General features: G+C 63.2%; 19 protein-coding genes. 9 read left to right on the forward strand and 10 right to left on the reverse strand.

Features of this window, described 5'->3' with window-relative positions; translation table 11 throughout:
- The first annotated feature begins 94 nt into the window (after positions 1-94).
- Entirely contained in the window at positions 95-682 is a 588-nt protein-coding gene (locus tag AC1L34_RS06035; protein WP_424297278.1) for a peroxiredoxin, read from the forward strand.
- 71 nt (positions 683-753) lie between these two features.
- On the forward strand, positions 754-1,284 hold the full coding sequence (locus tag AC1L34_RS06040; protein ID WP_424297276.1) for an alkyl hydroperoxide reductase: 531 nt from the start codon (positions 754-756) through the stop codon (positions 1,282-1,284).
- Between the two features lie 275 nt (positions 1,285-1,559).
- On the opposite strand, the gene AC1L34_RS06045 is transcribed toward AC1L34_RS06040, so the two are convergent.
- A complete protein-coding gene (locus AC1L34_RS06045) occupies positions 1,560-2,795 on the reverse strand; it encodes an aminotransferase family protein (protein WP_424324581.1) in 1,236 nt (411 codons plus the stop codon).
- A gap of 129 nt (positions 2,796-2,924) precedes the next feature.
- Here AC1L34_RS06045 and hrpA point away from each other — a divergent pair, with 129 nt between their 5' ends.
- On the forward strand, positions 2,925-6,596 hold the full coding sequence (gene hrpA, locus AC1L34_RS06050; RefSeq protein WP_424322659.1) for an ATP-dependent RNA helicase HrpA: 3,672 nt from the start codon (positions 2,925-2,927) through the stop codon (positions 6,594-6,596).
- 25 nt (positions 6,597-6,621) lie between these two features.
- Here hrpA and nrdR read toward each other — a convergent pair whose 3' ends face one another.
- Both nrdR and AC1L34_RS06060 read right to left on the reverse strand, forming a co-directional pair.
- On the reverse strand, positions 6,622-7,077 hold the full coding sequence (gene nrdR / locus AC1L34_RS06055) for a transcriptional regulator NrdR (RefSeq protein ID WP_424293252.1): 456 nt from the start codon (positions 7,075-7,077) through the stop codon (positions 6,622-6,624).
- A gap of 71 nt (positions 7,078-7,148) precedes the next feature.
- Positions 7,149-7,508: a LysM peptidoglycan-binding domain-containing protein gene (locus tag AC1L34_RS06060; protein WP_424293251.1), complete on the reverse strand. Its 360-nt coding sequence runs from the start codon at positions 7,506-7,508 to the stop codon at positions 7,149-7,151.
- Positions 7,509-7,975: 467 nt separating this feature from the next.
- Between AC1L34_RS06060 and lexA the strand changes: the two genes are divergently transcribed.
- Positions 7,976-8,659, forward strand: coding sequence for a transcriptional repressor LexA (gene lexA / locus AC1L34_RS06065; protein ID WP_424293250.1), 684 nt, complete (start codon positions 7,976-7,978; stop codon positions 8,657-8,659).
- Between the two features lie 31 nt (positions 8,660-8,690).
- Here lexA and AC1L34_RS06070 read toward each other — a convergent pair whose 3' ends face one another.
- Positions 8,691-10,415 carry a phosphoenolpyruvate--protein phosphotransferase gene (locus AC1L34_RS06070; protein WP_424324583.1) on the reverse strand — a complete coding sequence of 575 codons (1,725 nt, stop codon included), beginning with the start codon at positions 10,413-10,415 and terminating at the stop codon, positions 8,691-8,693.
- A 122-nt stretch (positions 10,416-10,537) separates the two neighbouring features.
- Here AC1L34_RS06070 and AC1L34_RS06075 point away from each other — a divergent pair, with 122 nt between their 5' ends.
- The 4 genes from AC1L34_RS06075 to AC1L34_RS06090 are packed head-to-tail and all read left to right on the forward strand — an operon-like array spanning position 10,538 to position 14,698.
- Positions 10,538-11,308 carry a DeoR/GlpR family DNA-binding transcription regulator gene (locus AC1L34_RS06075; protein ID WP_424323616.1) on the forward strand — a complete coding sequence of 257 codons (771 nt, stop codon included), beginning with the start codon at positions 10,538-10,540 and terminating at the stop codon, positions 11,306-11,308.
- Complete coding sequence (locus AC1L34_RS06080) at positions 11,305-12,252, forward strand: 1-phosphofructokinase family hexose kinase (protein WP_424323617.1); 948 nt, start codon at positions 11,305-11,307, stop codon at positions 12,250-12,252. Before AC1L34_RS06075 ends, AC1L34_RS06080 begins: the two co-directional genes overlap by 4 nt.
- Before the next feature lie 54 nt (positions 12,253-12,306).
- The gene (locus tag AC1L34_RS06085; RefSeq protein WP_424293246.1) at positions 12,307-14,403 is read left to right on the forward strand and encodes a PTS fructose transporter subunit IIABC; all 2,097 of its coding nucleotides are present in this window, start codon (positions 12,307-12,309) and stop codon (positions 14,401-14,403) included.
- Positions 14,404-14,437: 34 nt separating this feature from the next.
- The gene (locus AC1L34_RS06090; RefSeq protein ID WP_424293245.1) at positions 14,438-14,698 is read left to right on the forward strand and encodes an HPr family phosphocarrier protein; all 261 of its coding nucleotides are present in this window, start codon (positions 14,438-14,440) and stop codon (positions 14,696-14,698) included.
- Positions 14,699-14,704: 6 nt separating this feature from the next.
- Here the strand turns inward: AC1L34_RS06090 and hflX are convergent, their stop codons facing one another.
- Genes hflX through AC1L34_RS06110 form a run of 4 tightly spaced genes read right to left on the reverse strand, consistent with a single transcriptional unit; the run spans position 14,705 to position 18,973 of the window.
- Positions 14,705-16,330 carry a GTPase HflX gene (hflX, locus tag AC1L34_RS06095; protein WP_424322658.1) on the reverse strand — a complete coding sequence of 542 codons (1,626 nt, stop codon included), beginning with the start codon at positions 16,328-16,330 and terminating at the stop codon, positions 14,705-14,707.
- 57 nt (positions 16,331-16,387) lie between these two features.
- The gene (gene dapF / locus AC1L34_RS06100; protein ID WP_480035187.1) at positions 16,388-17,302 is read right to left on the reverse strand and encodes a diaminopimelate epimerase; all 915 of its coding nucleotides are present in this window, start codon (positions 17,300-17,302) and stop codon (positions 16,388-16,390) included.
- Positions 17,303-17,306: 4 nt separating this feature from the next.
- Positions 17,307-18,242, reverse strand: a complete 936-nt coding sequence (miaA, locus tag AC1L34_RS06105) for a tRNA (adenosine(37)-N6)-dimethylallyltransferase MiaA (RefSeq protein ID WP_424323619.1) — start codon at positions 18,240-18,242, stop codon at positions 17,307-17,309.
- Positions 18,212-18,973, reverse strand: a complete 762-nt coding sequence (locus tag AC1L34_RS06110; protein WP_424322657.1) for a class III extradiol ring-cleavage dioxygenase family protein — start codon at positions 18,971-18,973, stop codon at positions 18,212-18,214. Before AC1L34_RS06110 ends, miaA begins: the two co-directional genes overlap by 31 nt.
- Positions 18,974-19,173: 200 nt before the next feature.
- Here AC1L34_RS06110 and AC1L34_RS06115 point away from each other — a divergent pair, with 200 nt between their 5' ends.
- A complete protein-coding gene (locus AC1L34_RS06115) occupies positions 19,174-20,595 on the forward strand; it encodes a DUF349 domain-containing protein (RefSeq protein ID WP_424322656.1) in 1,422 nt (473 codons plus the stop codon).
- Positions 20,596-20,663: 68 nt separating this feature from the next.
- Here the strand turns inward: AC1L34_RS06115 and AC1L34_RS06120 are convergent, their stop codons facing one another.
- Both AC1L34_RS06120 and miaB read right to left on the reverse strand, forming a co-directional pair.
- Positions 20,664-21,368 (reverse strand): Rv2732c family membrane protein, encoded by a 705-nt coding sequence (locus tag AC1L34_RS06120; RefSeq protein ID WP_480035188.1) that lies wholly within the window; start codon positions 21,366-21,368, stop codon positions 20,664-20,666.
- Positions 21,369-21,443: 75 nt separating this feature from the next.
- Positions 21,444-22,922, reverse strand: coding sequence for a tRNA (N6-isopentenyl adenosine(37)-C2)-methylthiotransferase MiaB (gene miaB, locus AC1L34_RS06125; RefSeq protein WP_480035189.1), 1,479 nt, complete (start codon positions 22,920-22,922; stop codon positions 21,444-21,446).
- Between the last annotated feature and the right edge of the window lie 71 nt (positions 22,923-22,993).

Genomic DNA, 22,993 nt, shown 5'->3' on the forward strand with positions numbered 1-22,993 from the left:
TAGTCCAGAATAGATAGTGCAGGCGGGAGGATGACCAAATCCCAGCCCACAAACCTTTTTCAAGCACACCCACCCACATTGAAGGAGTTCAACAATGGCCCTGTTGACCATCGGCGACCAGTTCCCCTCATACAACCTGACCGCAGTAATCGGCGGCGACCTCTCCAAGGTTGACGCACAGCAGCCCGACGACTACTTCACCACCGTCACCAGCGATGACTACGCAGGCAAGTGGCGCGTCGTGTTCTTCTGGCCCAAGGACTTCACCTTTGTGTGCCCCACCGAGATCGCTGCTTTCGGCAAGCTGAACGAAGAGTTCGCTGACCGCGACGCACAGGTTCTGGGCGCTTCGGTCGACAACGAGTTCGTCCACTTCCAGTGGCGTGCACAGCACGAAGACCTGAAGACCCTCCCCTTCCCGATGCTCTCGGACCTGAAGCGTGAACTCGCCGAAGCCGCAGGCGTCCTGAACGCCGACGGCGTTGCCGATCGCGCAACCTTCATCGTCGACCCGAATAACGAGATCCAGTTCGTGTCGGTCACCGCAGGCTCGGTCGGCCGCAACGTCGACGAGGTTCTGCGCGTCCTTGACGCTCTGCAGTCGGACGAACTGTGCGCATGCAACTGGAAGAAGGGCGATCCGACGATCGACGCTGGCGAACTGATGACCGCCGGTGTCTAGTCTGGGCCTCCCCCAGAGCTAGTCGCTAGCGCGCCGCCTTTTCGTCACCACGATCTGACAAGGACTCGAACATGAGCATCGACAACCTGAAGAACGCCCTTCCCGAGTACGCCAAGGACCTCAAGCTAAACCTGTCCTCGATCAGCCGCACCACGGTGCTGAACGAGGAGCAGTTGTGGGGCTCGCTGCTGGCCACCGCCGCAGCAACTCGCAACGCGACGGTGCTGCGCGAGATTGCCGACGAGGCCGCTGACAACCTGTCGGCGGAGGCTTACAACGCCGCCCTCGGTGCCGCTTCGATCATGGGGATGAACAATGTGTTCTACCGTGGCCGCGGCTTCCTCGGCGGCAAGTACGACGACCTGCGCCCCGGCCTGCGGATGAACATCATCGGCAACCCCGGCGTGGACAAGGTGAACTTCGAATTGTGGTCGCTCGCCGTGTCGGCGGTTAACGGCTGTGAGCACTGCGTTGGTGCGCACGAGAACGTTGTCCGCGAAGGCGGTCTCGATCGCGAGGCTGTGTTCGAGGCCCTCAAGGTCGGTTCGATTGTCGCCGGTGTTGGCCAGGCAATCACGATTGCGGAAACACTCATTCCGTAATTTTTAGCCCCGGCGTGGGTTAGCTCGGCATTAGCGGGCCCGGAACATCTCAGATGTTCCGGGCCCGCTAACTTTGTTCATCCGCCGAACCCCCAGCCCGAACTTCGGGCCTTCGGTCTGTGAAAAATAACGGAAACAGTGAAGGAGGACCGGACGCACTTCGCATCCGATCCTCCGTGAACTAGCAGGTAGAGGCCGTACCTCGGACCTCGGCCCGATCTTGAACCATATTTCAGACCACCTCCGTTCACTCATTACAGAACGTTACGCCCCGCTCAGAGCTCCTGCACGGCCTTCGCGAATCGATCCGCCAGCTCGCCGACTTCCTCGGTGGTCATGGTGAAAGAAGGCGATAGCTGCAGGGCACCGACGCCGGCGGCACGACCGCAGACACCGTACTCGCGAAGCTTCAGCACGGCCGCAGGCCCCTTGGTGCCATCGGCGAGCTGCACCGCGGTGACAGCACCCAGGCCAGTGCGAACCTCGCTCACCTGATCCATCTCAGCCAGTGGCGAGAAGGCGGCGGCGAGGTCCGACTCAAGGCGGTTGGCCTCGTTGAGCAGCCCTTCCCGCTCAATAATGTCGATATTGGTGAGCGCCGCCACCGCGGCCGCACTATGTCCGCCGTAGGTGTAGCCGTGGCGCCACCAGACACCGCCACCAAAGAATGGCTCAGCGACTTTCGGTGCCACTATCAGCGCACCCATTGGGACATATCCACTGGTCAGACCCTTGGCGGTTGTCATCATGTCGGGCTCGAGATCGAATCGCGACGAGGCAAACCATTCATTGCCACCGATGCGACCGAATCCGGTAACCACCTCATCGGCCACAAACAGCACGTCGTGGTCTCGGCAGATCTCGCGAACCTCGCGCAGGTAGCCATCCGGTGGGAGGTACACGCCGCCGGCACCGATGATCGGCTCGGCAAAGAACGCCGCAATGTTCTCGGCACCCACCCGCTCGATGTAGCCGAGGAGACTCTTTGCATCGTCCCAGTCGACGGTGCCGGTGTCGGGCATCAGCTCCGCACCGTAGCCGTCACCGTTGGCCGGGATACCAGCGAGCGAGGTGCCAGCAACGTGCATGCCGTGGTAGGCCTTGCTTCGCCCCACCACGATCTTCTTGGACGGTTGCCCCTGCTCCACCCAGTAGCGGCGGGACAACTTGACCGCCGATTCAATGGCGTCGCTACCGCCCGAGGTGAACAGCACCTTCGATCCGGGCACCGGTGCCATCGCTGCAATCCGCTCGGCCAACTCAATCGTTGCGTCAGAAGCGAGATCACCAAAGTTCGAAAAGTGCGCGATTGTCGACAACTGCTTGGCGACTGCATCGGCCATTTCCTGGCGGCCGTGGCCGATGTTGGCAAACCAGAGGCCCGCTGTGGCGTCGATGTACTCATTGCCTTTGTCGTCGTACACCCGGGTGCCCTCACCGCGTGCAATGACGAACGGACCACTCTCGGTGACCGCGCCCATGTCTGCAAACCCATGCCAAAGTGATCCCATGCTTCAAAGATCTCATCTTCGCCCGGGGTCTGTTCGTTTGAAACTGGAAATCCGTTGATTGAGGTCACTCGCGACGGGCCCTCGGCGTGTGACGCGCCGCTTTATCCTCACCGTAGAATTGACCGCATCATGTCTTCTCTGACCATCTCGTATCCGCCGGAGCTTCCAGTCAGCGCCGTCCGCGCCGAAATCGCCGAAGCTATTGACGCGCACCAGGTAGTGGTGATTGCCGGTGAAACCGGCTCGGGTAAGACCACGCAGCTTCCAAAGATCTGCCTCGAGCTCGGCCGAGAATCGATCGGTCACACCCAGCCGCGCCGTATCGCGGCCACTTCGGTTGCTCAGCGCATCGCCGACGAACTCGGCACCGAGATCGGCGACGCGGTTGGCTACCAGGTCCGCTTTTCCGATCGAGTCAGCAAAGACACCAGAGTCAAGGTGATGACCGACGGCATCTTGCTGCGTGAAATCGGTCGGGATCCGCTGCTTCGCGGCTATGACACGATCATCATCGACGAGGCCCACGAGCGCAGCCTCAACATTGACTTTCTCCTCGGCTACCTCAAGCAGTTGCTGCCGCGCAGACCTGACCTCAAACTCATTATTACCTCGGCGACCATCGAACCCGATCGCTTCGCGAAGCACTTCGCCGGACCCGATGACGAGGTCCCGATTCTGGAGGTCTCGGGACGCACGTATCCCGTCGAAATTCGTTACCGCCCAAGGGAAGATCCCGATTCGGACCACGACGACCTCGACCAGATCGCAGCCATCGACGCCGCCGTCGGCGAACTGTGGGCACACGCGCGAGGCGATATTCTCGTTTTCCTCCCCACCGAACGCGATATCCGCGATACCGCCGATGCCCTCTCACGGCGGACCGACGCCGACATCGTCCCGCTGTTTGCTCGCCTCTCGGTCGCCGAACAGCAGCGCGTGTTCGCGCCATCGAACGGACGTCGCATCGTCCTGGCGACGAACGTGGCCGAGACGTCGCTGACGGTGCCCGGCATCCGGTACGTCATCGATGCTGGAACCGCGCGCATCTCGCGGTACTCGACCCGAACCAAGGTCACCCGACTTCCCATCGAACCAGTCTCGCAAGCTAGTGCCCGCCAGCGCGCTGGCCGTTGTGGTCGCGTCGCACCCGGAATTTGTATCCGTCTCTACTCGGAAGACGACTTCGACGGTCGTCCCGAATACACCGACCCGGAAATCCTCCGCAGCAATCTTGCGGCCGTCATCTTGTCGATGTTGTCACTGAGGTTGGGTGACATCAACGACTTCCCGTTCGTCCAATCCCCCGAAGCTCGGGCTGTCCGAGACGGCATGTTGTTGCTGTCCGAACTTGGCGCGGTCACCGACACCGACTCAGCGCTGGCGCGGTTGACCAAGGTCGGCAAGGAACTGGCACGACTGCCCGTCGATCCACGCCTGGGTCGCATTCTGATCGCCGGACACCACAACGGGTGTCTCGATCACATGCTCGTCATTGCCGCTGCACTCGCACTGCCGGATGTTCGTGAGTTCCCCAGCGACAAACGTGAAGCCGCAACCGCAGCCCATCGAAGGCACGCGGTACCGGGGTCTGAGTTCCTCGGTCAGGTGAAGCTGTGGTCGTACCTCGCCGAAAAGCGCAGCGAACTGGGCAGTAGTCAGTTCCGCAAGATGTGCGGACGCGAATTTCTCCATTACCTCCGGATCCGCGAGTGGCTCGACCTGCACCGGCAGCTCAAGCGCACTGTCGGCGACTTGAAATGGCAGACGCCGACCACTGAGGTTGATGCCGATGCCATTCATCGGAGCCTCCTGGCCGGTCTTCTCACGAATGTCGGTGCCCGCCAGGGAGACACCCGCGACTACCTGGGGACACGCGGCACCAAGTTTGGCATCTTCCCCGGCTCGTTCCTGTCAAACAAGCCACCCGCTTTCGTCGTCGCCGCCGAATTGGTGGAGACCTCCCGACTATTTGCACACACGGTGGCCTCGGTGGATCCCGCCGTTGTCGAATCAGTTGCTGGCGACCTGGTGACCCGTACCTATTCGGAGCCACACTGGTCCACGCGACGCGGCGCCGTGATGGCGTATGAAAAAGTCAGCCTTTACGGCGTTCCTCTCGTGGCCCAGCGCCGCGTCAACTACGGGCCCATCGATCCGCAAACCTCGCGCGAGATCTTCATCCAGGAGGCCTTGGTTGCTGCCCGGTGGAAGAATCGCCACGCCTTTGCCGCCCACAATGCCAATCTCATGCGCGACGCCGAGGAGTCCGAGCACCGCGTTCGACGTCGAAACCTCCGCATCTCCGACGAAGATCTCTTCGATTTTTATGCCGCCAAGATTCCATCGAATGTGGTCTCCACCCGGCACTTCGATTCGTGGTGGAAGAAGGCTGGACGGGCAGACCCCACCCTGCTGAACCTCAGGCTTGAGGATTTTGCATCCGACGAGATCCCCAAAGCAGCCGATTTCCCGGCCGCGTGGCAGCAAGGCGAAGCCCGGCTGGAATTGCGGTACAACTTTGCGCCGGGTGCCCCGGACGATGGGGTCACTACCGTCATTCCGCAGGCTCTGCTGGCGCACGTGCGCGACAGTGGCTTCGACTGGCTTGTCCCGGGGATGCGCAGCGAGTTGGTGACGGCACTGATCAAGTCCCTGCCGAAGGGTCTACGGAAGTCGATGTCGCCCGCCTCGCGGTATGCCGATCTGGCGCTGGCCAAGCTGTCGACGCGAAGTGAGCCGCTGCTGACCGGCTTGGCTCGCGAGTTGTCCACGATCACCGGTGTGACGTTGACTCCGCGAGATTTCCGGCCCTCGAATCTGGATCCGCACTTGCGGATGCACTTTGCCGTGACCGATGCCGAAGGTGCCATCGTGGCCCGTGGCGATCGACTGTCGGCGCTACGCGATGACCTCGCTGGCCGACCGAAAACTCCGAGTGCACCGGTGGCGACGACGTGGGCACCGGATGGCATCGGGACCCTCGAAGATTCCGAGACCGCCATTGTCGCCGGGCAAACTATTACCCGGTATCCGAGCTTGGCAGCGGTTCCCGGGAAGGGCGTCAGGCGGACGATCGCCGCCTCGCCCGCCGAGCGAGATGCCGGGATCCGCGCCGGCATTATTGAGTTGCTTCGCGTTGCGATCGCCCCGCCGAGTCGCCGACTCGCTACCGGGCTGCCCCCGATGGCGAAGCTTTCACTGAGCCAAAGCCCATACTCCGACGTCGATGCGCTGCTTGCCGACTGCACCAACCGGGCGATAATCGACGCCGTGGCTGCCGAAAAATCGATCACCGAGATTCGCAACGCCAGCGACTTCGCCGACCTGTCGGCGCGCATCGCACCGGTGGTCCGTTCGCGGGCACCCGAATACTTCGACGCGGCGGTCGCCGCTTTGGCCGAGTACGGGCCAGTTCGGCGGGCAATTGACGCGCGCGCGGGAACCCTGGCTGCCGATGACGTCGCCGATCAGGTGTCGAATTTGATATTCGACGGCTTTGTTGGACTCACGGCGCTGGTGCACTTGCGCTCAATTCCGCGCTATCTCACGGCCGCTCGGCTGCGACTTGAGAATCTCCAAACCACGGGTAGCCGCGACAACGATGCCTTGGCTTCGATCGATCGCATCATTGCGGCGTGGAATCGACGGATTGCTCAGCTCCCTGAGAGTCGACACGACGACCTTGGGGAAATGGTCCAGTGGCGACTCGAAGAGTTGCGTGTGAGCTTGTTTGCCCAGCAGCTCGGCACTGCGGGAAGTGTTTCCGAACAGCGAATCCTGAAGGCAATCGACAAGTTCTAGCGGAGTCGCGGCAGTTCGCTGGACTTCAGTTTTTGCTGCGGTCGCGGCGGAGGTCGTCGATTTCGTGTTGGAAGTCGTCGGCTGATTCGAAGGACTTGTAGACAGACGCGAAGCGCAGGTAGCCAACTTCATCGAGATCGCGCAGTGGCCCGAGGATGGCGAGACCAACTTCGTTGCTGGGGATTTCGGCGGATCCGGAGGACCGAACCGTGTCCTCCACCTGCACTGCCAGTTTCGCGAGCGCATCGGCATCGATGTCGCGCCCCTGGCATGCCCGGCGCACGCCTTTCATGACCTTCTCCCGGCTAAATGGTTCGGAAATACCATTGCGCTTAACAACGGACAGAACTGCCGACTCCACGGTGGTGAACCGGCGCCCGCACGCACTGCATGCCCGACGACGCCGGATGGCCTGGCCATCATCGGCGACTCGGGAATCGACTACTCGGGTGTCATCGTTCTTGCAGAACGGGCATCGCATGTCACGAGAATACCCGGCGGCCCAATCTGCCTTGTTTCGCAGTGCGTTCCAGCACGAACCTGGGGGCTTCCCTACTTGTAGGCCGGGACCCGCAATGCCTGGCCGACCGCCAGACCCGAGGTTTCTAAGCCATTGATCTCACGGAGCTGCGCGATCACTCCGGCGGTCGGCAAATCGGGCGCGATGCGCTGGGCCAGGCTGGTGAGTGACTCGCCTGCCCGCACATACACAACTTCGGTCGCCTGCGGGGCTGCCGGTGGTGTTGATTCGAGATTGGCTCCGACGATCGCGAACATCCACACCATGGCTGCGAGCGCTCCGCCAACCAGGAGTGCCCCGACCACGCGACGACGACGATAGACGGCAGCTTGATTACTGCGGTAATTCGAACGTTGGGTAACGCCTCGCACGTTCGAGGACGATTCGAACATCGGCGAGCGCTCGCGCCGCCATTCATTCGAATGACTGACAGGCGCTGCGCTCTTGGATCGCTCGTCCGTTCGAGTTAAGTCTGCGATAGCTCGCACTTGGCGACGCTGCGGGCGACCGCTCGGAAAGCAAAGAACGTCACCTCGCTGCGCCTGTACCCGACCCGAAGAATCGCGCGCCACGACAGGAAGATCGCAGGTCATAACTACTTCGAGGCCGGCGCGACGGCTACTACCGGCCGAGCCCACACGAGTGTGGCCACTACGCTCGAGGCGCTCCACGGGAGCCTTGAGAACATTGGCGCTCATCGGTGATCTCCTATCGATCGGGTGTTCGAAGAACTCTTGTTCGATAGTTAACACCATGCCTCTGACAAAGTTCGACACGCATCGAACAATTGTTTGAGTTTTGTGACCTACTCAACTAGCGTGGAGCTATCAATCGAACACAGCTGACGAAAGGCCCGACGGTGACCGACACGCCAGATCCACTGCTCTCGACCGAGACACTGGAAGCTTCCCTCACCCAGCGACAGCGCGATGTTCTGGAAGTCATCCGCAAGTCGGTACGCGAACGCGGCTACCCGCCAAGCATCCGTGAAATCGGCGAGGAGGTGGGTCTCACCTCGACCTCGTCGGTGGCGCACCAACTGCGCACCCTCGAGCGCCGCGGCCTACTCAAGCGCGACCCTCACCGTCCGCGCGCAGTCAATGTCCGCGATAGCGGGCGCACCCCGCCGGATGGCGGCAGTAGCGGCGGCGAGGACGATTCTCTGCCGAAGCCGACGTTCGTACCCGTTCTCGGCCGGATTGCCGCGGGCGGCCCGATTCTTGCCGAGCAGGCTGTCGAAGATGTTTTCCCGATGCCCCGCGAACTCGTCGGTGACGGTTCACTGTTCATGCTTCGCGTAGTTGGCGAGTCAATGATCGACGCCGCTATCTGCGACGGAGACTGGGTTGTGGTTCGTCAGCAGAATGTCGCCGAGAACGGCGACATTGTCGCCGCCATGATCGACGGCGAAGCCACCGTCAAGACGTTTAAACGCGTCGACGGTCATGTCTGGCTGATGCCGCACAACGAGCACTTCGAGCCCATCCCCGGCGACGACGCCGCAGTCCTCGGCAAGGTCGTCACCGTGATGCGCCGCATTTAGCGAGTGCTCCATCCGGAGCGATTCACCCCGGTCAGCCCAGTTTGGTTCGCGCGTCGTCGCGTGCCTGAGCTGGGCTGACTGCATTGAGAGCCGCCGCCGCCGCGTTTCGGCACTGTTGGAGACTGACCTCTCCGAGTTGCAGGCCGACCGCCGCGGCAGCCGCCGGAGCCGTCGACAGTGAAGTCACTCCGAGGCCAACCAGGACGCAGGCCAGCAGCGGATCAGCAGCCGCCTCACCGCACACCCCGACCGGCTTGTTCGCGCGCTGGCCCGCCTCGCCGACTTTCGCAATGAGCGCCAGAACGGCTGGCTGCCACGGGTCTGTGAGCTCCGCCAGTTCCGGCGACATCCGGTCAGCGGCCATCGTGTATTGCGCGAGGTCATTGGTTCCGATGGAAACGAAGTCAACTTCCGCGAGGATCCCATCGGCCAGCAGCGCCGCCGATGGAACCTCCACCATGACGCCGGGAATCAGCCCCTGCAGCCGAACGGCACCGGCGAACTCGCGCGCTTCGTCAACGGTGGCAATCATCGGTGCCATGACCCACGGAGCGCTACGGCCGTCCCCCTTGGCAGCCTCCCCCAGCGCCCGTAACTGGTTGTCGCGGATTTCTGGATAGCTCTTCACGATGCGGTTTCCCCGAACCCCCATGGCGGGATTGGGTTCTTCGGTGTTGTTCACGAACTTCAGCGGCTTATCCGAACCAGCATCCAACGTCCGGATGACTACTTTGCGACCGGGGAAAGCATCGATGACTTCCCGGTAGAGCGCCACCTGCTCGGCAACCGATGGCTCATCAGCTCGTTCGAGAAAAGCCAACTCAGTACGAAATAGCCCCACCCCCTCGACTGGTGCCCGAGCACCTTCTCTGGCCGAGGATCCGTCGGCCACATTGGCGAGTATCGCAACCGGGTGACCATCGGAGGTCCGACCGGGGCCACGCCAGCCAGCGATCTCTTTCGCACGCGCATGCGCCTGCGCGACTGCCACCGAGATGAGTTCTGGATCGGGTGAACTGCCGACGGTTCCCAAGTCACCATCGACGTATCCCATCGCACCGGAATCGATGTCGCCAAGGGCGCCAGCCGCGACAACGCAGGGGATGCCCAACTGTCGCGCAATGATGGAGGTGTGGCTACTGGGCCCGCCCAACCGCATGGCCAAACCAATTACTTTGGTTGGGTCTAGCTCGGCAGTATCCGCGGGGGCAAGGTCGTCGGCGAGCAAGATTGATGGCTCGTCGGGAACGGGGATACCGGGTTCGGCGACACCGAGGAGTTCTGCGACCACCCGGTCACGAACATCTTTGAGGTCCGTGACCCGTTCGGCCATCAAGCCGCCCAGGTTGGTGAAGACTTCGACGAACTGATCGGTCGCAGCGATGGCCGCGAGTGCGGCGGGCGCTCCCCCCGAAATGGCCTTGTTGGCGGCACCGATCCAACCACGGTCGCGCGCCAAAGCTGCTGTGGCAATGAGGACTTCGGCTGCAACACCGGAGTTGCGGGAGGCTCGTTCGGTGAGTCGATCAGCGACGACGCCCGCGGCGGCCGCGAACCGTTCGGACTCGGCGGGGCGCAAACTTTCCGCGATCTCGGTGGCGTCGATGTCACCGAAGCCGGGCCGTGCACCCGGCTTCACAATGCGACCGTAGGCCAACCCCCCGACGACCGGAACGCCGGTGACGATCACCTCCGCGCCAAACGGATTGGCATCTGGGGCGTTCGGGGCCTGCGCGTTGGTACTCACCTGGATCATGTGATTCAGATTACAAGATTTCCTTGACTTGTCAGCACTTACACCGGTAGAAACAGATACATATCCACATAGATCAACATACTTCAACAGTGAATTGGACCTAGTCATAGCGAGAGGCAGCGATGTACGCGGAGGAGCGACAGTCCGAGATCGCAGGTGATGTCCAATCCCGCGGTCGGGTTTCGGTAACTGAGTTGGCAGCTCGATTCTCAGTCACAGGCGAGACGATCCGCCGGGATTTGGAGATTCTGCAACACACTGGACGCCTCGTCCGGGTTCACGGCGGTGCCATCCGGCCCGATATCGCGACTGTTGTCGAGGAATCTGACCTGGCTGAGCGGTCCGAAACGCGGCGCTATCACAAGCAGGCCATTGCCGCTGCCGCGGTGCGTCTCATTCCGGTCGACGGCGGTTCGGTCTTGCTGGATGCCGGAACCACCACGCTTGCGCTGGCTCGGGCCATTCACCGAGACACCCGCCTGACTTTTATTGCCAACAGTCTTCAGATCGGCACGGTTCTCGCCGACCTACCCAATTCCACGCTGCTCTTGACCGGTGGCCGCGTACGCCCGACGACCGGCGCCGCTGTCGGAGCCGACGCGATCGATTCGCTGTCTAGGATTCGCGCTTCCGTGGGCTTCATCGGCACCAACGGCTTGTCCGTGGCACACGGACTGTCGACTCCCGATGCCGACGAGGCCGCTACCAAACGCGCGATGATCGCCGCCTGCACCACGACCGTGGTTCTTGCTGACTCGTCAAAGCTGGGCCGCGAGGACCTGTTCAGCTTTGCCAGCCTCGACGACATCGACTTCGTCGTCACTGACTCCGCGATCGACGACAAGCTCGCTACCGAATTGCGCTCCCATCAGATCGAGGTGCTCACCGCATGATTGTTACCGTTACCGCCAATCCCAGCATCGACAGGACCGTTGAACTCTCGGAACCACTCTCTCGAGGCAGTGTTCACCGGGCACACGCGGTCATCGATCAGCCCGGAGGCAAAGGTGTCAATGTCGCTCGGGTAGTTGCCGCCGCGGGCCTCGACACCCTTGCGGTCTTTCCCGCGGATGGAAGTGATCGCTTCGTCAGTCAGGTGAGCGCCGTCGAATTGCCCCACTTGGCCGTCCCCTTCGGCGGAGCGGTCCGCACCAACATCACCATCGCCGAACCGGACGGCACCACAACCAAGATCAACGACGCCGGACACCTGATGTCACTCGCCGGTTCGAATGCCCTCAAACAAGCAATCATCGAACGGGCCCAGAGTGCCTCCTGGCTGGTCCTGTCCGGCTCGTTGCCACCGGGAATGCCTGATGATTGGTACTCGTCGATCATTGAGGCCGTCGCCGAACGCGGCTGTCTGGTTGCTGTCGACACGTCGGGAGCACCGCTCGCCGCCGCAGCTAAGGCACGGCCGGGACTGCTGAAGCCCAACGGCGATGAGCTTGCCGAACTCACCGGGGCCGACGGTCAGGCGATGGAGGCCGCTGCCGGTGCTGGCGATCCCACCGTCGCGACCGAAGCTTCGCGCACGCTCGCCGAACAGACTGGCGGCGCCATCCTGACGACTCTCGGTGGTGCTGGTGCCCTGCTCACCACGCCCGACGGCGTGTGGTTTGCTACCCCGCCAGCGGTCACGGTTCGTAGCACCGTCGGTGCGGGCGACGCTTCCCTGGCCGGATATGTAATCGCCGATTTACGCGGCGGCGACCCGGAAGCCCGATTGCGCAGTGCCGTCGCGCACGGTTCGGCAGCCGCATCTTTGCGCGGCACAGCTCCCCCCACCCCCGACCTCCTCGACGAAGCTGGTGTCACGATCACCCGCCTGCACTGACCTGCACAGCTACAGTTCTTACCCCGGCTCGATCCCACCCTAGAAAGCCAAGTCATGTCCCAACCGATCATTTCCCCGGAATTGGTGCTCCTCGACGTCGACGCCGGCGCCGACCCGCGCGCCGTCATCACTTCGCTCGCCGAACTCGTGGCGAATGCTGGTCGATGCACGGATGCGGCGTCGCTGGTCGACGCTGCGGTCGAGCGCGAAACCAAATCGCCCACCGGCCTCCCCGGCGGTATCGCAATCCCGCACGCACGGGTCGATGCGGTTACCGTCGCTACCCTCGCGATGGCCCGATTGTCTCGCAAGGTCGACTTCGGTGCCCCTGACGGCCCGGCGGATATCGTCTTCTTGATTGCGGCACCGGCCGGTGCGGCGAGTGAGCACATGAAAGTGTTGAGCTCACTGGCCAGAGCGCTGGTGCGACCCGAGTTTGTCCAGGCCCTCCGCGACGCGCCGGACAGCGACGCGATCGTAGCCCTGGTCGACGAGGCGATCACCGGGCCCAAGGCGACTCCGGCACCTGCTGCGACCCCGAATCCCGCTGCGACCCCGAATCCCACTGCGACCCCGGAACCTACTGCCGCCCCGATTCCTGAGGTAACCGCGGCCTCAGCGGGTGCCGCACCGTCGGAACCGACCCGGCCGCGGATCGTCGCGATCACGGCTTGTCCGACGGGCATCGCGCACACCTACATGGCGGCAGATGCCTTGAGCCTGGCGGCCGAACGCGCTGGCGTCGACTTCGCCGTCGAAACCCAGGGTTCCACCGGCACTACCCCGTTCACCAGTGAAACCATCGCGAACGCCGACGCCGTCATCTTCGCCACCGATGTCGGGGTAAAGGGACGCGACCGCTTCGTGGGCAAACCCGTCGTCGCCTCTGGCGTTAAACGCGCAATTAACGAACCCGACACCATGATCGCCGAGGCCATCGCCAGCGCCCGCGACCCGCACGCGGTCACCGTTGCAGGTGACGCGCACGCCACCGCAGAAACGGCGTCGACGGTCGGTCTCGGCGGACAACTCAAGCAGGCACTGCTGACCGGTGTCAGCTACATGATTCCGTTCGTCGCGGCCGGCGGTCTGCTGATGGCGCTCGGCTTCTTGCTCGCCGGCTACGAGATCGCGAATTCGACCGTCCAAGACGGCATGTCCGACGGTCTGTACAACTCGCTGCACTTCAGCCTGTGGGATCTGCCGCCAGGCGGACTGATGACCTATCTCGGCGGGGTGAGTTTCGCGATCGGCAGCCTGGCGATGAGTCTTATGGTTGCGGTGTTGGCTGGCTATATCGCCTATGGCATCGCCGACCGTCCCGGCCTCGCACCGGGCTTCACGGCAGGCCTGATCGCCGTCGCCGTCAATGCCGGATTCATCGGCGGCATCGTCGGCGGTCTGCTCGCGGGCGTCGTGGCACTGTGGCTGTCGCGGATCCCATTGCCCCAGTGGGCACGAGGCCTGCAACCCGTGGTGATCATTCCGCTCGTTGGCACGTTGGTCACAGGTTTTGCAATGTTCGCCCTTCTGGCTCGACCGCTGTCCTGGGTCAACACGAGCCTGGAGAACTGGCTCAACTCGATGTCGGGGAGTTCCAAGATCGTGCTGGGCATCGTGATTGGCCTGATGATGTGCTTCGACCTCGGCGGACCAGTCAACAAAGCCGCCTATGCCTTCGGTGTGGCTGGCCTCGGTTTAGCCGGCGCTGGCGCTGCACAGTGGGAAATCATGGCGGCGGTCATGGCAGCGGGCATGGTCCCGCCGCTGGCTTTGGCGCTCGCCACCGTGTTGCGCCCCGGTGCCTTCACCGAACCCGAACGCGAGAACGGCAAAGCCGCCTGGCTGCTGGGCGCATCATTCATCTCTGAAGGTGCAATCCCGTTCGCTGCCGCCGACCCGTTCCGCGTGATTCCATCGATGATGCTCGGCGGTGCCGTGACCGGCGCACTCTCGATGGCGATGAGTGTTCAGTGCCGCGCACCGCACGGCGGCGTATTCGTCTTGTTCGCCATGAACGGCACTTGGTGGAAGTTCCTGATCGCTATCGTGGCAGGTGTCGTCGTCTCAGCGATCACGGTCTTGGCAGCCAAACAGGTACAACCCAAACTAGCTATCGAAGATTCGGCGCCAGCGACCGTCGCGGCGTGAGTTCACACCGGTAATTTCACAGAAAGGCACACACATGCCAAGCACTACCGTCACCGTCGGATCGGCCGTTGGTCTGCACGCCCGTCCCGCCACCGTGATCTCCGAGGCGGCGGCCGCGCTCGGAGTTCCCGTGACCCTCGCCGTCGATGGAGGCGATCCGGTCGACGCTGGAAGCGCGCTCATGATCATGACACTCGGCGCTGGAAAGGGCGCTGCGGTCACCGTCGCCAGCGACGATCAAGCTGCGGTCGATCAGATCGCGGCACTAGTCGCACAAGACCTTGACGCCGAGTAGCCCAACCTAAACCCTGAGGTCGTCGAACTCGGCAGCCAACGCCGAAGGCATCCGCACATGCACGCGGGTGCCTTCGGCGTTGTGCTCGGTGTCCAAAACATGCGCGTGCTGATGCAACCGGGAAACTACTTCGCCCCGGGAAAATGGCACCTGCAACGTCGCTTCCACGTCGTCGCGGGTCAGGAAGTCCGAGATCGCGGCAAACAGTTCGTCCAGGCCTTCACCGGTTTGCGCAGACACGAACTGGGCGTTCGGGAACTCGCCGCGCAGCGCGGTCATCGTGTTGCCGTCGATGGCATCGATCTTGTTGATAACCAGCATTTCCGGCGGAGACTGTCGACCGTCCTCGGCGAGCACTTCACTGAGGACCTTGCGCACCGACGAAATCTGATTTCCGGGGAAGGCGTCGGCCCCATCGACGACGTGAACCAGCAGGTCCGCATCAACCGCTTCTTCCAGGGTGGAGCGGAAGGCTTCGACGAGTTGCGTCGGCAGATGACGCACGAAGCCGACGGTGTCCGTGAACACCACTTCGTGGCCGTCGGCCAGTTGTGCGCGGCGGGTGGTCGGATCCAGCGTGGCGAACAGGGCGTCTTGAACCAGCACGCCAGCCCCCGTCATCGCGTTGACCAGGCTCGACTTACCGGCGTTGGTGTAGCCAACCACGGTTAACGCCGGGACCCCGCCGCGGCGGCGAGCCGCGCGCTTGACTGTCCGGGCCGTTTTCATGCCGCGGATTTCCTTGCGCAACTTGGCCATGCGTTCACGAATACGACGACGATCGGTTTCAATCTTCGTCTCACCGGGACCGCGCAGGCCCACACCGCCATTGCTGCCCGCGCGCCCGCCAGCCTGACGCGACATCGACTCGCCCCAGCCGCGTAGACGCGGCAGCATGTATTCCATCTGCGCCAGTGCGACCTGCGCTTTACCTTCGCGCGATGTCGCGTGCTGAGCGAAGATGTCGAGGATTAGGGCGGTCCGGTCGACGACTTTGACTTTGACGACCTTCTCCAGCGCGGTCAACTGGGCGGGGGTCAGTTCACCGTCGCAGATCACGGTGTCGGCGCCGGTAGCGATCACCGTCTCGCGGAGCTCTTCAGCCTTGCCGGACCCGAGGTAGGTGGCAGGATCAGGCTTGCTGCGACGCTGGATCAGAGCTTCGAGAACTTGTGATCCTGCGGTCTCGGCGAGGGCGGCGAGCTCGGCCATGCTGGCACGCGCTGCGGCGGCACTGCCGGAGGTCCACACACCAACGAGCACCACCTGCTCCAGCCGGAGTTGGCGGTATTCGACTTCGGTGATGTCTTCGAGCTCAGTAGATAGGCCGACGACGCGCTGCAGTGAGGCGCGTTCGTCGAGCTGAAAGTCTCCAACGGTCGGTGTGGGACGAAGGTCTCGCACCGAGAACGCCGATGCTGCGGCCCGACCGTTGGCAAACTCGACGGTCTCGCCACCGGAACCGTCATCGCCGTCGGATCCCCGTTCGGCAAACTCGATGGCGCTGTCGTCAGCGAAATCGTCGTACACGTCACCGGTGTGCGCATCGTCGGTACCTGCACCGCTGACGTGGTCCCCACCGTCGACATAGTTGCTTCCGGGCAGGTGCGAGGTGTTACTCAGTTCAGTCATATGAGATCCATTGTGCCTGGACTCGGCAGACGAATGCATCCCAATTACTTCTGCGGGTCAGTCGCCCCACCCGGGAAGGAGTTCGCCGCGCGCCACCAGCCGCGACGGTCCGCGCAGCACGGCACCACCGTCGGCGACGGTGACCAGCACGTCGCCACCGGGAATGGTGATCGCCACCGCGCCCTCCGATCGATCGATACCCGCCAACGCCGCAGCCGCCGCGGCAACCAAACCTGTTCCGCAGGAACGAGTTTCACCGACGCCTCGCTCAAAAACCCGCATGTTGGCGTGGAAGTCGGCGGCATCGTCGACGGAGGTCACCAGAGGCGTCAGGATTTCCACGTTCGCCCCGTGCGGGAACATTGCCGAGTCGAGGTCGGTGCCGGTTGTCAGGTCGAGCGCCGTGAGTGCCTCCACGGTTAATCCGTCGACAATGCACGCCAAGTGCGGGTTACCGACGTCGACGGCCTCACCGGCCAGATGCAGTCCCCCGATCCCGACTTCGCTGGTACCGCGAAGGGTGATCTGTCCCATCTCTACACTCACATCGGCGTCGCTGTCAGATGCCGAATGAATCTGCACGCGACGTCCGCCCGCACGGGAACCGACGGTAAAACTATCCACATCGACCAGTTGCTCCCGGTGGCAGTAATGCGCGAAGACCCGGACCCCATTGCCGCACATTTCAGCAATGGATCCGTCGGCGTTGCGGTAGTCCATGAACCAGTCAACCGACGACACTCCCCTGGGCAACTCGCTGAGCACGCCTTCGGCGACCAGTGCGCCGGCGGTCGCCACCCGAAGCACACCGTCGGCGCCAAGACCGCGTTGACGGTCGCACAGGGCCGCGACGAGTTCTTCGGTCAGGTCGATCTGCGCATAGTGGTCCGGGAGAAGGATGAAATCGTTCTGTGTTCCGTGACCTTTCGCAAAGGTCAGCGCAGGGGTGCTGAAGGTGGGCGCATTGTTCACACAGTCAGGGTACGCGGACTGCGTCAAGGGCCTTTGACAGCAGATCCGGATCGGCGGCGTCAAGCCATACCGCGCGTGGATCCCGCCGGAACCAAGACCGCTGCCTGCGCACATAGCGTCGAGTGCCGAAAAATGTCCGCTGTTCGGCTTCGGCCGCGTCGTACTCGCCGTCGAGGTGGGCAAGGACCTGCGCGTAGCCGATAGCGCGAGAGGCTGTCGCGCCGTCTCGGAGCCCGTGATCGACAAGGGTGACCACTTCGTCGACGAAGCCGTCGGCGAACATCGTGGCGGTGCGCAGTTCGATGCGCGCGTCGAGCGCTTCTCGATCTCGGTCGAGAGTGAGGATCTTCGTGCCCCAGCGCGGTTCCGCCCCGATCACCGGGGCCGACGCCGCAAAGGGTTGACCGGTGATTTCGACGACCTCCAAAGCCCGCACAATGCGTCGTCCATCGGAGTCGAGGATTGTCGACGCCGCCACCGGATCCACCTCGGCGAGTTTGTCGTGCAAGGCGAGCGGCCCGATGTCGGCGAGCACCGCCTCGTATTTGGCGCGCACCTCGGAGTCTGTTTTCGGAAACCGCCAGTCGTCCAGCAGTCCCTGGATGTACATCATGGACCCGCCGACGATGACCGGAACCTTTCCAGCGGCCAGCAGTCGGTCAATGTCGGCGGCGGCGGCGAGTTGGTAGCGCGCGACCGTTGCTGTTTCGGTCACGTCGAGAACATCAAGTTGGTGGTGTGGGATGCCGCGCCGCTGGTCGACGGGCAATTTGGCGGTACCAATGTCCATACCGCGGTACTGCTGCATGGAGTCGATGTTGACGATCTCGCCCCCCAACGCTTCCGCGAGGTCGAGTGCGAGATCGGATTTTCCGGTTGCCGTGGGACCAACCACTGCAATGGGCGTGATCACCGGGCACCACCGTCCACGGGAGGGCATCCCACCGGAGTCCACGTGGCGACCGTGTAACCGACACCAAACGGTGCGGCGCAGTAATCGACCTTCGCGGCAAGCGGCGTTGTGCAAGCCGCAGCCGCGGTCTGCCAAGCAGCACGACCACCGACCCCCTCGACAGCGCATGCGGAAGGGTCGAGTTCGGTGATGGCTTCGCAGTCGGCGGCGGCAATCGCCGTATCAATCATCTGCTGTAGTTCGACGGCGCTCTCGCGCAGGCCGCCGCCCGGAGCCGACGAACTCAAGGCCGTGGAACCGTCAGCGACGACGAGCACGCCGACCGGTTCCGGCGTTGCCGAAAGGAGCGCGGCCAACTCGCGACCGCGGGCCGCGCACTCGGCAGGCGATGCTTCGGGGTCGACGACAAACGGGGTAATCGAAATGTCCTGCGCGACCTCGCCGCGAATCCAGCAGGCGATAAGCATCGACAACGGCAGCGGCTGCGAGCCGGTCGATTCACCTTTTTTACCTAAATTGACCGGCACGGACACGCCGTAGGCACCGAACTCTCCGGTTCCTGAGTAATCGATTGAACCGCGCGCTCCCCCGGCGAGATCCGCCGCGCCAACTGCAATCCACGACGAAGCCGCCGACGCCAACTGATCGGCCACCTCCCGTACGGCGCCACGGACCGCCTCGGCCTCCACAGCCGCCGGACCGGCGAGTTCGGGGACCAAGAGCGGCGCGCTCGGGACTATCGCAACCAGTGCCAACACGACGTCGACGCTACCGGTGGCATCCCGTCGGTGCCGCCATGGGTCGGTGATGCGGGAACTGCCAGCACACCAATGTCAGCAACTCGCGTGCAAATCAATGTTGCGGGGTGACCACACAACCGGCCCATGGCCTGCTTGAATGAACGACGTAGTGACATGGCAGCCGTGACGCGCGGCGAAGATGATTTATGAGGTATGCAATGACCAACCCGACCGACCCGACCGAGAAGACCGTCTCGGAATCCGCGGACACTCCGGCAGCCTCGGCTCCCGCAGCTTCCGGTACGTCAGCTAAGCCAGTGCCTCGGCCCGGCCCTCGGCCCGGCCCCCGACCCGGTTCGACCGCTACTGCGCCGATACCGGGCGGACCCATTCCTGCGGTCCCGGTTCATCCGGTGCCCATTGGCGACCCGACGAAGTTCGGGCGAATCGACGCCGATGGTTCCGTGTGGCTCAAGACTGCCTCTGGCGAGCGCCAGATCGGTTCGTGGCAGGCAGGTACCCCCGAAGAAGGGCTTGCTCACTTCTCCCGCAAGTTCGCCGATTTGGCGACCGAGGTGGAAATTCTTGAGGAGCGTTTGGCCGCCCGTTCCGGGGACCCGCGGAAAACTCAGGCGAGCGCGGCACATCTGTTAGCCGACTTACCGGAGGCACTGGTCATCGGCGATGTGGACTCGCTTTCCGCACGGCTGGAAGTCATCGTTGCCGGTGCCGACGACGTGGCCAAGGAAGTTCGCGACCAGCGAGAGTCGGCGCGAGCGTCGGCGATTGAACGCAAAGAAGCACTCGCTGTCGAGGCCGAACGCATCGGGTCCGAAGGCACATCGTGGAAATCGGGAGGCGATCGCCTCCGCGTGATTCTCGAAGAGTGGAAGACCATCAAGGGCATCGACCGCAAGACCGACGATGCCCTGTGGCGCCGTTACTCAAAGGCCCGCGATGCCTTTAACCGCCGGCGAGGAGCCCATTTCGCCGAACTCGACCGAGACCGCGCCGGCTCTAAGTCGCGCAAGGAGGAGTTGATTGCACAGGCTGAAGCCCTGTCGACGTCAACCGACTGGGGTCCGACTGCTGGCAAGTTCCGCGATCTGCTGACCGAGTGGAAAGCTGCGGGTCGGGCACCGCGGGACACCGACGAGGCCCTGTGGCTTCGCTTCAAAGCAGCGCAGGATGTGTTCTTCCAAGCGCGCAATGCGGTCAATGATGAGCGCGACGCCGAGTTCACCGAGAATGCGAAGGCCAAGATCGCGCTGCTCGACGAGGCCGAGGCCAAGATCAAACCGGCCGAGGATCTAGAGGCCGCGCGACGCGACTTCCGCACGTTCCGCGAGTCGTGGGACGAGATCGGCAAGGTTCCGCGCGAGCAGATGCATAAGCTCGAAGCGCGGGCACGCGCCCTGGAAAAGCGCCTTCGCGACGAGGAAGATGCCGACTGGACGCGCACCGACCCGGAGGCCCAGGCCCGCGCCGCACAGTTCTCCGAGCGAGCCGACAAGCTCGACGAACAGGCCGACAAGGCTGCCGCTGCGGGCAAGGACCGTGACGCCGCTGACCTGCGTCAGCAGGCGTCGCAGTGGCGAGAGTGGGCCAACGCCGCCCACTCGGCGATTTCGGACCGGTAGGTCGATCCCGAGCACAACAAAAGCTTGGAGTTGCTAGCAGGATCAGCAACTCCAAGCTTTTGCGTTGGCTAGTCGTCCTTGGTTTTGCCGTTGGTCCCGGTGGTGTCGTCGCCTGCGGCGTCAGCACCGGTGTCAGCGTTGTCGTTCTTGACCTCGTCTGCCTTCGCCTGCGCGGCCTTGGCTTTGCTGCTCGGGGCAACCGGGCGCTGCAGGGACAGGCCGAATGCTTCGCGATCGGCGGCTTCGGCACGACGCTGCTGCTCCAAGGCCAACTGGTAGGTGCTGCGGTTCCACACCACTCGCGCCCAGTGGAACACCAGCACCATGGTGACGAACCAGCCGAGGATCAGGCCCGCCCCAGCGCCTGAAGGCTTGACGGTTTCGCCGACACCGACGGTGTTGCGCGTCCAAATGGCCAACATGCCCGCGACTGCGGCAACTGCGGTGCCGCACAGGGCAATCCACGCGAGGATCCAGCGACGGGTAAGCAATGCCAGGCTCGAGAAGCCGATCGCGAAGATGACGAGCAGATACACAAAGATCTGCGACGGCAGCTTAATGTGCTCGTCGTGCGCCGTCTGCGACATGGTGATGACGTCGAGGCCCGTCGCTTTACCGGCGTGCGGCAACACCAGCGAGAGCATGGCCAGCAGGACACAGGCGGCCACGACCATGGCGCGCGCTCCGGGATCGATCTCCCCCGCGACCTTCTTCTCGGCCTTTCGGAGTTCCTTCTCGTACTGGTTGAAGGTTTCCATGTCTTCCTTGCTCATCACGTTCCTACTCATCGCAGTGTCCTTGGATAGCCCAGTGTTCTGAAAATGCAGCGCCTTCGAAATGCCGGGTCGTTACGTGGCTGGCGCAATTCCGCAACCGGTGACGGGTTCCGGTGCGGGGACCGCACCGATCGACGGCATCCCGAGTCCCACCCCGACGGGGGGCGTCGTCGGCGTGGTGCCAGCCTCGTATGCATCGCCAGCACGCGTCCGACGATGCGTCGCGACCCCACTGTCAGCGATCAAGAAGTAGGGCGTCGCTTCGGTGATAGCGACAGTCACCACGTCACCTGGACGGATCGTGCTGGCGTCCACGGCACCGAGACCTCGGGCTTGGAAGTGGACCAGTCGACCGTCGCGGGCGCGGCCGGTCATGCGGCCGGTTGCCGAGTTTTTACGCCCTTCACCGGCAGAGACCAACAGTTCCGCTTCGGTGCCAATCAGTTCAGTGTTGGCTTCCAAGCAAATCCGCTCCTGCAGCGCGATCAACCGCTGGTAGCGCTCGGTCACCACTTCCGGCGGCACCTGGTCGGGCATCGTTGCTGCGGGAGTTCCCGGGCGCGGCGAATACTGGAAAGTGAAGGCGCTGGAGAATCGCGCCTTTTCAACGACGTCCAGGGTCTCGGCGAAGTCTTCTTCCGTTTCACCGGGGAAGCCGACGATGATGTCGGTGGTGATGGCGGCATGCGGCATCGCGTCGCGTACCCGCTCAAGGATCCCCAGATACTTGGTCTTGCGGTAGCTGCGGCGCATCGCCTTGAGGACGCGATCAGATCCCGATTGCAGCGGCATATGAAGTTGCGGGCAGATGTTCGGAGTTTCTGCCATCGCGTCGATGACATCGTCGGTGAACTCCGCCGGATGCGGCGAGGTGAATCGGACGCGTTCCAAACCATCGATCTTGCCGCAGGCGCGCAGCAGATCGGCGAACGCACCGCGATCCCGCGGGATGTCGGGGTCAGCGAACGACATCCCGTAGGCGTTCACGTTCTGGCCGAGCAAGGTAACTTCGAGGACTCCTTGGTCGGCGAGTGCCTGTACCTCGGCCAGAACATCGCCCGGGCGACGATCGACTTCTTTACCGCGCAACGACGGCACGATGCAGAAGGTGCATGTGTTGTTGCAGCCGACCGATACCGACACCCAGCCCGAATAGGCGGAATCACGTCGGGCCGGCAACGTCGACGGAAACCGATCCAGCGATTCGAGGATCTCTACTTGGGCTTCCTCGTTGTGGCGCGCGCGTTCCAACAGCACCGGAAGCGAACCAATGTTGTGGGTACCAAAAACGACGTCGACCCACGGAGCACGCTTCAGGACGGTGTCTTTATCTTTCTGCGCCAAGCATCCACCGACCGCGATCTGCATGCCCGGCCGGTCGGCCTTCACCGGTGCCAGGTTCGAAAGATTGCCGTACAACTTGTTGTCGGCGTTCTCACGCACCGCACACGTGTTGAAAACCACCAGGTCGGCGTCGTCGGCGTTCTCCGCGGCAATGTATCCGGCGTCCTCCAGTAGGCCGGCGATCCGCTCGGAATCGTGCACGTTCATCTGACATCCGTAGGTCCGGACCGTGAAAGAACGCGGAGAACTCACCGCATCCTCGGTTGTCGCTACGTCGG

The organism is Gordonia sp. 34D (assembly GCF_056682775.1).

What these genes read in the sequence shown, in the direction of transcription:
- AC1L34_RS06035 (WP_424297278.1), top strand. Translation starts at nt 95, where the DNA reads ATGGCCCTGTTGACCATCGGCGACCAGTTCCCCTCATACAACCTGACC.
- AC1L34_RS06040 (WP_424297276.1), top strand. Translation starts at nt 754, where the DNA reads ATGAGCATCGACAACCTGAAGAACGCCCTTCCCGAGTACGCCAAGGAC.
- AC1L34_RS06045 (WP_424324581.1), bottom strand. Translation starts at nt 2,795, where the DNA reads ATGGGATCACTTTGGCATGGGTTTGCAGACATGGGCGCGGTCACCGAG.
- hrpA (WP_424322659.1), top strand. Translation starts at nt 2,925, where the DNA reads ATGTCTTCTCTGACCATCTCGTATCCGCCGGAGCTTCCAGTCAGCGCC.
- nrdR (WP_424293252.1), bottom strand. Translation starts at nt 7,077, where the DNA reads ATGCGATGCCCGTTCTGCAAGAACGATGACACCCGAGTAGTCGATTCC.
- AC1L34_RS06060 (WP_424293251.1), bottom strand. Translation starts at nt 7,508, where the DNA reads ATGTTCGAATCGTCCTCGAACGTGCGAGGCGTTACCCAACGTTCGAAT.
- AC1L34_RS06070 (WP_424324583.1), bottom strand. Translation starts at nt 10,415, where the DNA reads ATGATCCAGGTGAGTACCAACGCGCAGGCCCCGAACGCCCCAGATGCC.
- AC1L34_RS06075 (WP_424323616.1), top strand. Translation starts at nt 10,538, where the DNA reads ATGTACGCGGAGGAGCGACAGTCCGAGATCGCAGGTGATGTCCAATCC.
- AC1L34_RS06080 (WP_424323617.1), top strand. Translation starts at nt 11,305, where the DNA reads ATGATTGTTACCGTTACCGCCAATCCCAGCATCGACAGGACCGTTGAA.
- AC1L34_RS06085 (WP_424293246.1), top strand. Translation starts at nt 12,307, where the DNA reads ATGTCCCAACCGATCATTTCCCCGGAATTGGTGCTCCTCGACGTCGAC.
- AC1L34_RS06090 (WP_424293245.1), top strand. Translation starts at nt 14,438, where the DNA reads ATGCCAAGCACTACCGTCACCGTCGGATCGGCCGTTGGTCTGCACGCC.
- hflX (WP_424322658.1), bottom strand. Translation starts at nt 16,330, where the DNA reads ATGACTGAACTGAGTAACACCTCGCACCTGCCCGGAAGCAACTATGTC.
- miaA (WP_424323619.1), bottom strand. Translation starts at nt 18,242, where the DNA reads ATGCCCTCCCGTGGACGGTGGTGCCCGGTGATCACGCCCATTGCAGTG.
- AC1L34_RS06115 (WP_424322656.1), top strand. Translation starts at nt 19,174, where the DNA reads ATGACCAACCCGACCGACCCGACCGAGAAGACCGTCTCGGAATCCGCG.
- AC1L34_RS06120 (WP_480035188.1), bottom strand. Translation starts at nt 21,368, where the DNA reads ATGAGCAAGGAAGACATGGAAACCTTCAACCAGTACGAGAAGGAACTC.
- miaB (WP_480035189.1), bottom strand. Translation starts at nt 22,922, where the DNA reads ATGAACGTGCACGATTCCGAGCGGATCGCCGGCCTACTGGAGGACGCC.